Source organism: Psychroflexus gondwanensis ACAM 44 (genome assembly GCF_000355905.1).
In the GTDB taxonomy this organism is placed as follows: Bacteria; Bacteroidota; Bacteroidia; order Flavobacteriales; family Flavobacteriaceae; genus Psychroflexus; species Psychroflexus gondwanensis.
Genome location: NZ_APLF01000002.1, coordinates 93,177 through 106,113, shown reverse-complemented (window position 1 = coordinate 106,113; position 12,937 = coordinate 93,177). Strand labels below are relative to the sequence as shown.

Sequence of the window (12,937 nt, the reverse complement as noted above, 5' to 3'; positions counted from 1 at the left end):
TTATAAAGTCACTTTTTCTTTAGGTTCTGTTTTGAGTGCTTTCATGGCTATCATGGCTGTTCTCAATCGTTTACCTACCTTTTCGATAGGGTGATTTCTTATCTCAGCATTTACCTCTATTAATTTAATGTTATCGAGTTCGACTGCATTAGGATAAGGCTGCCCAATAACTGAAGTATCTACAGACTCCATAAAATCGGCTAATAGGGGTTTGCTGGCATGATTAAATAAATAACAGCCATATTCTGCTGTATCAGAGATAACTCTATTCATTTCAAATAATTTTTTTCTTGCAATAGTATTGGCTATTAAAGGTAACTCATGTAAAGATTCGTAATAGGCAGAATCTTCAATTATCCCAGCACTTACCATGGTTTCAAAAGCTAATTCAATTCCAGATTTAGCGAAGGCAACGAGAAGGACAGCGTTATCAAAATACTCTTGTTCACTAATATGTTCATCGGTTAATTTTGTTTTTTCGAAAGCAGTTTCACCTGTTTCAGCTCTCCATTTTAAGAGATTAGCATCATCATTAGCCCAATCTTCCATCATAGTTTTGGAAAAATGACCAGAAATGATATCGTCCATGTGTTTTTCAAATAAAGGTCTTAGAATAGTTTTCAATTCTTCGGAAAGTTCAAAAGCTTTTATCTTGGACGAGTTAGAAAGACGATCCATCATATTGGTTACCCCCCCATGCTTAAGAGCTTCGGTAATGGTTTCCCATCCGTATTGAATTAATTTTACTGCATAGCTTGGGTCTATGCCTTCATCTATCATTTTGTCGAAAGATAAAATAGCACCAGTTTGTAACACTCCACAAAGAATGGTTTGTTCTCCCATCAAATCACTTTTCACCTCAGCAATAAATGAAGATTCTAGAACACCAGCTCTATGTCCGCCAGTGGCTACTGCATAGGCTTTTGCTTGTTCCCAACCTTTCTGCCCAGGATCGTTTTCAGGATGAACTGCTATGAGAGTGGGAACTCCAAAACCTCTTTTGTACTCTTCTCTAACTTCTGTTCCAGGACATTTTGGAGCGACCATGATCACTGTGATGTCCTTTCTTATGTCCATTCCTTCTTCCACAATATTAAACCCATGAGAATAACTTAAAGTTGACCCTTTCTTCATCAGAGACATAATACTTTTAATCACATGGGTATGTTGTTTATCTGGAGTTAAATTCAAAATCAAATCTGCATCAGGGATCAATTCTTGATAAGTTCCCACCTTAAAATCGTTAGACTTCGCATTTTTGAAAGAATCTCTCTCCTCATCAATAGCCGCTTGTCTTAAAGCATAAGAAATATCAAGACCAGAATCCCTCATGTTAAGACCTTGATTTAAGCCTTGAGCTCCACAACCAACGATAACAATTTTCTTACCTTTTAGGACTTTTACTCCACCTTCAAACTCAGAAGATTCCATAAACCTGCATTTACCCAACTGTTTGAGTTGTTGTCTTAAGGTAAGTGTGTTAAAATAATTTGCCATTTTACTATGTTTTAATTTTAGAATGCTCTAAGCATTTTACTTATTTCCATTTCATCTTTGGTTACCGCTATGCGTCCAGATCGAGTAAATTGCATGATTCCAAAGGCTTTTAATTCTCTATGAAATAATTCGATATCCTCTGTTCTCCCCGATTTTTCTAAAACAAAAAACTCTCGGTTTACGTGGACTATACTAGCATTGCTGTCTTTGATGATGTTTTGAATTTGTCGTTCTTCAAAAAGCAATTCTGATTTTATTTTGAACAAACACGATTCTTGGTAAATGATCTCATCTTCTTTATGATAGTAAGCCTTAATCACTTCTACTTGTTTTTCTATTTGTCCAATGATCTTCTTCATTCGATCTTCGGACAATTCTACAACAATAGTCCATTTTGCAATATCTTCAATTTCAGAAGACGACGTATTAATACTTTCAATATTGATGTGTCTTCGTTGAAAAATAGCGGATATTCTATTTAGCAATCCGATGTTATTTTCGGAGTAAATCGAAACGGTATAAATTTTATTTTCGCACATATTATTCTAATCTTATTTCTGAAACACTCGCTCCTGAGGGTATCATTGGAAATACATTACCTTCTTTTTCAACACAAACTTCCAAGAAGTAAGGACCATCACTTGCCATCATTTCTTGAACAGCCAATTTTAATTCTGACCGCTTTGTCACTTTTTGAGCATCTATATAATACCCTTTAGCAATAGCTACGAAGTCTGGATTTGTCATTTCTGTAGAGGCATATCGTTTGTCAAAAAACAACTGTTGCCATTGCCTTACCATACCCAAAAACTCATTGTTCAAGACCACTATTTTTAGGGGTATTCTCTGTTGAAACACAGTTCCTAATTCTTGAATAGTCATTTGATAACCTCCATCACCAATAATTGCAATGACATCGCGCTCTGGTGCAGCCATTTTAGCTCCAATGGCAGCTGGAAGAGCAAAACCCATAGTTCCTAATCCCCCGGAAGTAATATTACTTTTTGTAATATTAAAGTTTGTATATCGGCAAGCAATCATTTGATGTTGCCCTACATCACTTACAATAGCAGCATTACCTTTTGTCTCGAGATTGATCTGATTAATAACTTCACCCATAGTAAGACCTTCTTTTGTAGGATGAAGATCATTCTTGATAACTTTATCATATTCAATAGCATATAAATCTTTGAATTTCTGATGCCAATCGGGATAGGTTTTATCTTCCAAATAAGGTAACAACTGAGTCAAACTATCCTTAGCATCGCCAAGAATTGCAATATCTACAGTAACGTTTTTATCGATTTCAGCAGGATCAATTTCAAAATGAATGACTTTGGCTTGTTTGGCATAAGAATCCAAATTTCCAGTGACTCTATCATCGAATCTCATGCCAATAGCAATAAGAACATCACATTCGTTTGTGAGCATATTGGGAGCATAATTACCATGCATTCCAACCATACCAACATTCAAGGGATGAGAAGTAGGCAAGGCGGAAGCTCCTAGGATAGTCCAAGCTGCTGGAATACCTGATTTTTCAACTATGGCTTTAAAAATGTCTTCAGCTTTACTCAAAATAACCCCTTGACCCCAGACAATAAGCGGCTGCTTTGCAGAATTTATTAGTGCTGCCGCTACTTCAATTTGTTTTTTATTCACAACAGGAACAGGCTTATAACTTCGTATACCTATACATTTTTGATAAGAAAAATCAAACTCTTCAAACTGAGCATCTTTAGTGATATCGATTAAAACAGGACCTGGTCTTCCGCTTTTAGCAATGAAAAAAGCTTTAGCAAGAACTTTAGGGATATCCTCAGCTTTTGTGATTTGGTGATTCCATTTGGTAACAGGTGTAGAAATCCCTATAATATCTGTTTCTTGAAAAGCATCACTTCCTAATAAGTGAGAAGACACTTGACCCGTAATGCAAACCAAAGGAGTAGAATCTATTTGAGCATCTGCAATACCAGTTACCAAATTTGTCGCTCCTGGGCCTGATGTTGCTATGACTACTCCTACTTTACCAGAAATTCTGGAATAGCCTTGAGCAGCATGAGTCGCTCCTTGTTCGTGGCGAGCCATGACATGGTGAATTCGATCTTGATATTTGTAAAGTTGATCATAAACAGGCATTATAGCACCGCCAGGATAACCATATAACGTATCAACTCCTTCTGCCATCAAACATTTCATCAATGCCTCACTACCAGAAATCCTTTCTTTAGTGATTACTTTTTCGTTTTTTTCAACGGTATAGCTTTCTTCCATCCTTGCCGATTTTTTCTTCTTCTTTTACTATTCTTAAAATTCGTCTGTCACGCAACCTTTTGATGCAGAATTGACCATTCTTGCATATTTATAAAGAACACCTCGTTTGAATTTTAAATCTGGTGCCTTCCAATTTTTTTTCCTTTTAGTGAGTTCCTCATCAGATACCTCTAAATTGATACTGTTTGTTTCGGCATCAATAGTGATATAATCCCCTTCTTCAACAAGGGCAATTGTACCGCCTTCTTGAGCTTCTGGAGTGATATGCCCAACTACGAAACCATGAGTTCCTCCAGAGAATCTTCCATCGGTAATCAAAGCGACATCTTTGCCTAGGCCTGCTCCCATTATTGCAGCAGTAGGTTTCAACATTTCTGGCATGCCTGGACCTCCCTTAGGGCCTTCATAACGAATAACCACTACATCTCCTTTTTGAACTTTTCCATCTCTAATTCCATCATTAGCCTTGTATTCACCTTCAAAAACTTTTGCCTTACCTCGAAATTTTAAACCTTCTTTCCCTGTGATTTTAGCAACGCTGCCATCTTCAGCTAAATTCCCGAAGAGCATTCTTAGATGTCCTGAAATCTTAATGGGGCTTTCTATTGATTTTATGACCTGCTGACCTGCTGTAAGATCCTCTTCATCTAGTAAATTTTCTGCCAAAGTTTTTCCTGTGACGGTTAAGCAATCCCCATGAAGAAGTCCTTTTTTAAGTAAATATTTTAAAACTGCTGGAATTCCACCTACCTCGTGTAAATCTTCCATGAGGTACTTACCACTAGGTTTTATGTCTGCTAAAAAAGGAGTATTATCACTAATAGCTTGAAAGTCACTTAAAGTGAAATCAATTTCGGCGGCTCTAGCAATAGCTAGAAAATGTAAAACAGCATTTGTAGATCCTCCCAAAATTGTAATTAACCGTATAGCGTTTTCTAAAGATTTTCTTGTAATTATATCTGAAGGTTTGATGTCTTTTTCCAATAAAACTCTCATAGCTTCACCTGCTTTAATAGACTCTTGTTTTTTTTCTGGACTTAGTGCTGGATTCGAAGAATTAAAAGGTAAAGTCATTCCTAAAGCTTCTATAGAAGAGGCCATCGTATTAGCGGTGTACATCCCTCCACAAGCACCAGCACCAGGACAAGCTTTTTCTATAATGCTTTGGTATTCCTCTTCTGGCATGGTTCCAGCCACTTTACTTCCCCAGGCTTCAAAAGCGGAAACCACGTCCAATTTTTTTCCATTATGACAACCAGAATCGATGGTACCTCCATAGATCATAATACAAGGTCTATTGAGTCGAATCATAGCTATTAAGGCACCGGGCATGTTTTTATCGCAGCCTACGACAGTAATTAAACCATCATAACTCATAGCTTGAACAACAGTTTCCATAGAGTCTGCGATGATATCCCTGGAAGGTAGAGAGTAGCGCATTCCTGGTGTGCCCATAGAAATTCCATCACTCACCCCTATGGTATTAAATATTAAACCTATAATGTCTTCATTTGCTGTCCCCTGTTTAGCAAGTTTAGCGAGATCATTTAGATGCATATTACAAGGATTCCCTTCGTATCCAGTACTAGCAATACCTATGATAGGCTTAAAAAAATCTTCTTTGGTTAAACCTATAGCATGCAGCATAGCTTGAGCAGCTGGTTGAGTAGGATCTTGAGTAACAGTTTTGCTATATTTATTTAGTTCCATTGTGCCTGTTTCATTTTAAAAATCGAATTTAAATTTTTAAGAGATGATGACTCTTTTAAAATGAAAGTGTTTGTTAAATTCAATCACCAAGAAACAAACATAAAACATTAACATACAGACATTTAATTAATTCATATTGGAATACTCAACTCTTTATATTTTTAAATTTCTTTTGAACACAACCAGATCATTTATCCCTGAATATGATTTTGAAGTGATTTCATAGCTTTTGAAGCGGGGTAGAAAACTCCTTCTACAGGCATTAAATGCTGTTCATAAATAGACACTATGTTATTTGTATTCTCTCAAACTTCAGTGCTATCGACTAGCCGAGTTATTGGAAAATGTGAACTAAATGATTAACATAAGTAGTGCATCATTAATCGTATCAGGGGTAAATTCAGAAGAAAATATAATCTGCAAAAAACTCAACTCCTTTAGTTGAGTAAAATCGATTTGAGTTCATCGTAAGTAGAGATTTGGATGGACTTTTTCTCTTTGTCAATCACAGCTTTTATTTGTTGTGGTAACTCTACTTTCGTTTGAATAGCTTTTTCTACAGTCTCCAAAAATTTGCTAGGATGAGCGGTCTCTAAAAACACACAGTGGGTATCAGGATGTTTTTGTTGATACTCTTTTGCAGCTAAAAAACCAATAGCTCCATGTGGATCTGCTATATAGTTATACTCTTTATAAAGCTCTTTGATCCCTTCTATAGTAGAGCCATCTGAAAAGCTACTCGAAGACAAGTGGGCCTTGAGATTGCTAAACTCGTTTTTGAATAGTTCCTGAATTCTAATAAAATTACTAGGATTACCAACATCCATAGCATTACTAATGGTTGGTACTGTAGGTTTTGGCTGGTAATTTTCGGTTTCTAAGTAGTTTGTAACAACTTGATTACTGTTGTTGGCAGCAATAAAATGATGAATAGGCAAGCCTAATTTTTGCGCCATAAATCCAGCACAAATATTTCCAAAATTACCGCTAGGTACAGAAAAGACAATTTTTTTATGATTTTTATAAAGCTGTTTGTAAGCAAAGAAAAAGTAGAACATCTGAGGCAACCAACGCGCCACGTTGATGGAATTAGCCGAAGTGAGTTGAATGTGATCTGTGATTTGATGATCTAAAAATGCTTTCTTTACCATATCCTGACAATCATCAAAAAAACCATCGACTTCCAGTGCTGTAATATTTTGTCCCAAAGTAGTGAGTTGTTTTTCTTGTACTTTACTCACTTTACCCTTTGGGTAAAGTATGACGACCTTAACCCCTTCGACTCCAATAAAACCATTAGCAACTGCTCCTCCAGTATCACCAGAGGTAGCCACCAAAACCGTTATATCATTTTTTTGTTCAGAATGAAAAAGCCGAAGACATCTGGACATAAACCTTGCGCCAACATCTTTAAAAGCCATGGTTGGACCATGAAATAACTCTAGAGAAGATATATTTTTATTTAAAGTAACTACGGGGAAATCGAAACAAAGAGTTTCAGAAATAATTCGTTTTAATTCATCATTTGAAATTTCTGGTGCAACGAATTGCTGAATAGCTTCAAAAGCAATCTCTTCATAAGATAAATCACCTATGGATTTGAAAAATGAATCTGGCAAGGGTTTTATTGAGGTTGGAAAATATAAGCCTTTATCTGAAGCTAGTCCTTTGATGACTGCTTCTTTAAAACTTACTTCTGGTGCTTGTTGGTTAAGTGAATAAAAATTCATTCTAGTATATTTTTTATAAAAACTTATGCCTCTATGATCTTAATGCCTTTTGAGTTGATTTTGGAAACGTAAGTTTCGAATTGAAAACTAGTTTTGGTATATACTTTGCGCATAGCATGTTCCACTGCTTTTGCTGTTTTTTCCCCTTTGGATAAAGCAAAAATTGAAGGTCCAGAACCAGAAATACCAATTCCAAGAGCTCCTGAAGCTAAGGTGGCTAATTTTATATCTTCAAAATGAGGAATAAGTTTACTGCGGTAAGGCTCTCCAATGGTATCATGAAGAGAACGCTGCAAAAGTTCATAATCTCCATTATGTAAAGCATGGACCAAACTCCCTAAGTTTGACCACTGTGCAATAGCATCTTGCAATGGAACAGATTTTGGTAAAATAGCTCTGGCTTCAGCAGTTTTAATTTCAATTTGAGGATGTATAATTGTAGCATAAAGCTCATCTGGGATTGGAAGCTCTAAAATCTCTAAAGGACAAAGACTTTTTACCAATGTAAAGCCGCCAAAAATGGCTGGGGCTAGATTATCAGCATGTTCACTTTGACTTGCTAAGGCTTCACCTTTCATTGCAAAACGAGTCAATTCTGTTTTGGTGTAAGGTCTTCCCATGAGTTCGTTAATAGCAAATACGCTACCTGCAGCACTTGCAGCACTACTCCCTATTCCGCTACCTGGTTTTATGAATTTATAGATTTCAATTTCAAAACCACAGTCTGGTTTTAAATCATCGATAAGAGCTTGTGCAGAGACTCCAGCTACATTTTTATGTGTTTCAAAAGGCAAATCAAAACCTTCAATCTTTGTTATTCGGATCCCTTTTTCTGAAGATATTCTCACGACCATATCGTCACCAACAGTATCTAAGCAGAACCCCAAAACATCGAACCCACAGGATACATTAGAGACTGTACCTGGAGAAAATATGCGTATTTCTTTATTCAAAACCACTCTATTTTATTAGGTTATCAAAAAAATTTACTCTTCTTTAATTCAATTTATCTATTGCTTACTCTTATGATATCTGCAAAGAGTCCAGACGCTGTAACCTCTGCTCCAGCACCAGCTCCTTTTACAAGGATAGGCTGTTCTGGATATCGCTGAGAATAAAACATAACAATGTTATCTTTCCCTTCTAAGTTGTAAAAAGGATGACCTTGAGGAATCTCTTTTAAAGATACATAAGCTTTTCCTTGGTTAAATTGTGCAACATATTTCAATTGGGAGTCATTCGCTTGAGCAGAATCGAATAGGTCTTGAAAATGCTTTTCATCTTCGATAAGTGTATTATAAAAATCATCCACACTGTCGCTTTTTAGATTGGCTTGAGTCAAGAAAGATTCGTTAGCAATATCGTCTAGATTCATTTCATAGCCACTTTCCCTTGCCAGGATAAGTATCTTTCTAGCGACATCTACACCACTTAAATCTATTCTAGGATCTGGTTCTGTAAAGCCTTCGGCCTGAGCTTGCTTCACGACGTCATGAAATTTTGTTGAACTGTTGAAGTTGTTAAAAACGAAGTTTAAACTTCCAGATAAAACAGCTTCTATAGATGTTATTTTATCTCCAGAAGCCACTAAATTGTTTAGCGTATCAATTATAGGTAAACCTGCTCCAACATTGGTTTCAAACAGAAATGAAGCATTATATTTTTTAGATAGATATTTAAGGTTTTGATAGTTTTTGTAATCACTAGAGCAAGCAATTTTATTACAAGCAACTACAGAAATACTTCGTTTTAAATACTCTGCATACATGTTGGAAACAGGTTCACTTGCTGTAATATCTATAAAAATACTGTTTCGTTTATTCAATAAAGTAGTTTTCTTTAAAAAACTATGAAGAGATGATGGTTCGCCAGACGAAAGCAATTCTTTCCAGTTTTCTAGTGGAATGCCATCGTCATCAAAAACCATTTTTTTAGAATTCGAAATTCCTATAACTCTTAAATTAATATGTAATTCTTTTTTTAAGAATTTGCGTTGTTGATGAATCTGAGACAACAATCGCTCTCCAACATTTCCTACACCAGTAATAAAGACATTAAGCTGTTTGGTTTTAACTTCAAAAAAAGTTTCATGAAGAGAATTCAAAGCCTTCTTGACGTCTTTTTTAAAGATTACTGCAGATATATTTTTTTCAGAAGCTCCTTGAGCTATTGCTCTAACATTAATATTGTTCTTTCCTAAAGCACTAAACATTTTTCCGCTTATCCCTTGATGGTTTTTCATATTATCCCCAACCACAGCGACAATTGACAAGTCTTTTTCGACAGTTACAGGTTTAATTTTTCGTTTTGAAATTTCATATTCAAATTCCTCATTTACAGCTGTGGCTGCAAGCTCTGTATCATATTCTGAAATTCCGAAACAAATAGAATGCTCGGAGGAAGCCTGAGTAATAAATATAATATTAATTTTTTCAAGAGCTAGAACTTCAAACAAACGTTTAGAAAAGCCTGGAATGCCAATCATTCCATTACCTTGGAGCGTAAGCAAAGCAATATTATCTACGCTTGTTATTCCACTCACTACATTAGATCTAGGACCTAAGTTGCCTTGAGTTTTAATTAAAGTCCCTTTATCGTTGGGCTTCAACGTATTTTTAATTAAAATTGGTATTTCTGAGTTCAAAGCTGGTTGTATTGTAGGTGGGAACAAAACCTTAGCCCCAAAATGAGATAACTCCATGGCTTCCTGATAAGACAAGACTTCTATAGGAGAAGCTTGTTTCACAAGCTTAGGATTAGCTGTATACATCCCGCTAACATCTGTCCAGATTTCTAATTGTTTTACTCTAAGAGCCGCAGCAATAATGGAGGCTGTAAAATCTGATCCTCCCCGACCAAGAGTCGTTATTTCTCCAATATTAGATTTTGAAACAAACCCTGGAAGAATTGTTAGCCTATGACTTTCTTGAAAATAGTCTTGAATGTTTTTGTTGGTTACTAAGTAATTAACATCTGCTTTTGTAAACATAGAATTGGTCACAATAAGTTCCTGACTGTTTTTTCTTACAGCGTCAATACCTCTTGCCTTAATGGCTTCTGTAATAATAAATGAAGACATTAATTCTCCGAAACTCACCAGCTTATCAGACGTTTTAGGCGTTAATTCATTGATCAGAAAAATCCCATCCAAAAGATTTTTCAAGTAATTTAATTCACTTGATAAATAATCTTGAGCTATTTCATTACCAGATGGAATTAATTCTGAAAGAATTTTAAAATGGATATTTTTTATAGCTTCAAATTCAGTAATATAGTCTTCATTTTTATTTAAAGCCAATAAACCAGAATTAAGCAGTTTATCTGTGATACCGCCTATAGCAGAAACCACACAGATCACTTTTCCTTTTTTTGAATAACTTTCTAGAATATCCATAACCTTAGTTATGTTTTCTGAGTTACATACTGATGACCCTCCAAATTTTAATACATCCATGACCGACATTTTTTCGTTATTGAGCTACAAATTTTTAGTTAAAACCATTTACAAATGACGGTTAATTTATTTTGAAGTAAAAGATTCTATAGCTCTTTTCGTTGAATTTAAATGATTCTAAACAAAAACACCGTTTAGCTAAAAATAAATTAAAGGAACTCGTTTTAATTAATAAATCTGTAATACCAGATTAAATTTATTGTATCGTATAAATAAACTGGATTATACTACGACATAGCTCAGCACAAGTTTTTTGATTGATTGAAGTTGAAAAATAATTAGCATAACCTCTGTTACGGTAATTATTTTTGATAAAAACAAACGAAAAAAGCCTGTGCCGAATTCGTATCGGTAAAACGATTTTTGCGACATTATACGTTTAAATTGGTATAAAAATAGATTTGTTTTAATAGAATCTGAAAGCGATATTTTTATCAAAATAAAAAAACTCCTCTAATAATGACAAAAGAGGAGTTTATAAAATTTGAGATATAAAGAAAATAATGTGTTAGGAGCACTCTAAACCTACATTTATCACCAATTATTCTGTAGTAAGCCTCTTTTAAGATTCGTAGAGTATATTCTTAAAATTCTTGATCTACAAAATAAAAATTTAAACTTAAACTTTTCAGTTAAAGTTAAGAAAGTTAATAAGGAGTAAACTAATCTTTACTAAGCTTTGAAACTTCTTTCAAAGTGACTTGAGAAAGATCTCTGTCTTCATTACCAAAGCTGTTCATTATATAATTCATAACATCGGCAACTTCTCTATCGGTAAGCCCCATGGAGGTCATATTGTTATTGTACGTCTTTCCATTAACTTCTATTTCACCATTAAGTCCGTATTTGACGGACTTAATGCTTTCCATTCTTTTTTCTGCTAACCAATTTGAATTTGCTAAAGGTGGATATATCCCTTCAACGCCCTCTCCTTCAGATAAGTGGCAACGCATGCAAAAGCCTGAATACACCCCTTGACCATCTTTGATGCTTTGTTTTAGATCTTTTTCCTGAGTAATAGGGAAATAGCCAGAAGAATTTTCAGATTCAAATTCAAGTCCAGTGTTATATGAATTATAGGCGATAAAGAATAGTACAAACAGATATTTCATACTTAAGATTTAGGAAGCATTTTAACGACACCAACTCCTTCTATACCGACATAAATAAAACCATCTGTGCCTTGTTTTACACTTCTCACTCGACCAACTTTATTTAAAAGTTTTTCTCTTTTCTGAACCCCATTCTCATTGATAACTAAATGTTCTAAGTATTGAAACTTGAGTGAGCCGGCTAGGATATTACCTTTCAATTCTGGATATTTATCTGAAGTGACAAAGGTCATTCCACTAGGAGCAATGGAAGGAACCCAATAATAAAATGGCTGTTCCATACCTGGTTGCGAAGTTTGGTCTGTAAACTCGGTCCCGTTATAATTGATTCCATAACTGATCACAGGCCAACCATAATTCGCTCCTTTTTTGATGATATTGATCTCATCTCCACCTCTTGGTCCGTGTTCATGAACCCATATTTCACCAGACTCTGGATGTATTTCCATACCCTGAGGGTTTCTGTGACCATAAGAGTAAATAGCTTTTTTGGCATTTCCGTCGGTATAAAAGGGATTATCCTCAGGAACAGAACCATCATCGTTAAATCTATAGATTTTACCTGCATCTCTGCTGATGTCTTGAGGATTTACTTCTCTCTCTCCTCTTTCTCCAATAGACATGTATAAGTATCCATCCTTATCAAACTCCAATCTGCTACCAAAATGCTGGCCTTTTGTTGTGTTTGGTGATGCTTTATAAAGGGTCTCCATATTAGAGAGCTTTCCATCAATAAAGTCAGCTTTTACAAGTGCTGTATGGCCTCCATCTTCATCACCTTGGGTAGATGCATGTGTAAAATATATCCAAGGCTTTTGTGGATAATCTGGGTGGATTTTCACGTCCATTAATCCACCTTGCCCTCTGTTATATACATTTGGCACATCGGCAACTTTAGTGGTTGTTCCGTTTTTGTGATAATAAATTTGACCCTCTTTTGAAGTTGCTAAAAAGCTTCCATCTTCAAAAAAATCTAGTCCCCATGGTATTTCAATATTGTCAATAATAACTTCGTGAGAGTAGTCTTCTTCCAAAGTATCAATCGTATTATCGTTCTGAGCGCAAGCCATAAAGCTAATACTCAACAATCCAAGAGTCAATGCCTTTATATTCATCATTTAAAATTTTAAATCGAATTTCGAAAATAGATCTCTATTTCA

General features: G+C 35.3%; 9 protein-coding genes. All 9 read right to left on the bottom strand.

From position 1 onward, the window contains the following. Window positions 1-1,497, bottom strand: coding sequence for a ketol-acid reductoisomerase (gene ilvC, locus PGOND44_RS01835; RefSeq protein ID WP_003435550.1), 1,497 nt, complete (start codon window positions 1,495-1,497; stop codon window positions 1-3). 17 nt (window positions 1,498-1,514) lie between these two features. Next, a complete protein-coding gene (gene ilvN / locus PGOND44_RS01830; RefSeq protein WP_003435549.1) occupies window positions 1,515-2,036 on the bottom strand; it encodes an acetolactate synthase small subunit in 522 nt (173 codons plus the stop codon). Window position 2,037: 1 nt separating this feature from the next. Further along, on the bottom strand, window positions 2,038-3,771 hold the full coding sequence (gene ilvB / locus PGOND44_RS01825) for a biosynthetic-type acetolactate synthase large subunit (RefSeq protein ID WP_003435548.1): 1,734 nt from the start codon (window positions 3,769-3,771) through the stop codon (window positions 2,038-2,040). 33 nt (window positions 3,772-3,804) lie between these two features. Continuing rightward, window positions 3,805-5,481, bottom strand: a complete 1,677-nt coding sequence (ilvD, locus tag PGOND44_RS01820; protein ID WP_003435547.1) for a dihydroxy-acid dehydratase — start codon at window positions 5,479-5,481, stop codon at window positions 3,805-3,807. Window positions 5,482-5,918: 437 nt separating this feature from the next. Next, window positions 5,919-7,211: a threonine synthase gene (gene thrC, locus PGOND44_RS01815; RefSeq protein ID WP_003435546.1), complete on the bottom strand. Its 1,293-nt coding sequence runs from the start codon at window positions 7,209-7,211 to the stop codon at window positions 5,919-5,921. A 23-nt stretch (window positions 7,212-7,234) separates the two neighbouring features. Beyond that, window positions 7,235-8,164: a homoserine kinase gene (locus PGOND44_RS01810; RefSeq protein ID WP_003435545.1), complete on the bottom strand. Its 930-nt coding sequence runs from the start codon at window positions 8,162-8,164 to the stop codon at window positions 7,235-7,237. A 53-nt stretch (window positions 8,165-8,217) separates the two neighbouring features. After that, window positions 8,218-10,665 (bottom strand): bifunctional aspartate kinase/homoserine dehydrogenase I, encoded by a 2,448-nt coding sequence (thrA, locus tag PGOND44_RS01805; protein ID WP_003435543.1) that lies wholly within the window; start codon window positions 10,663-10,665, stop codon window positions 8,218-8,220. 662 nt (window positions 10,666-11,327) lie between these two features. Further along, window positions 11,328-11,777, bottom strand: coding sequence for a c-type cytochrome (locus PGOND44_RS01800; RefSeq protein ID WP_003435542.1), 450 nt, complete (start codon window positions 11,775-11,777; stop codon window positions 11,328-11,330). Window positions 11,778-11,779: 2 nt separating this feature from the next. Beyond that, window positions 11,780-12,892, bottom strand: coding sequence for a PQQ-dependent sugar dehydrogenase (locus PGOND44_RS01795; protein WP_003435541.1), 1,113 nt, complete (start codon window positions 12,890-12,892; stop codon window positions 11,780-11,782). Between the last annotated feature and the right edge of the window lie 45 nt (window positions 12,893-12,937).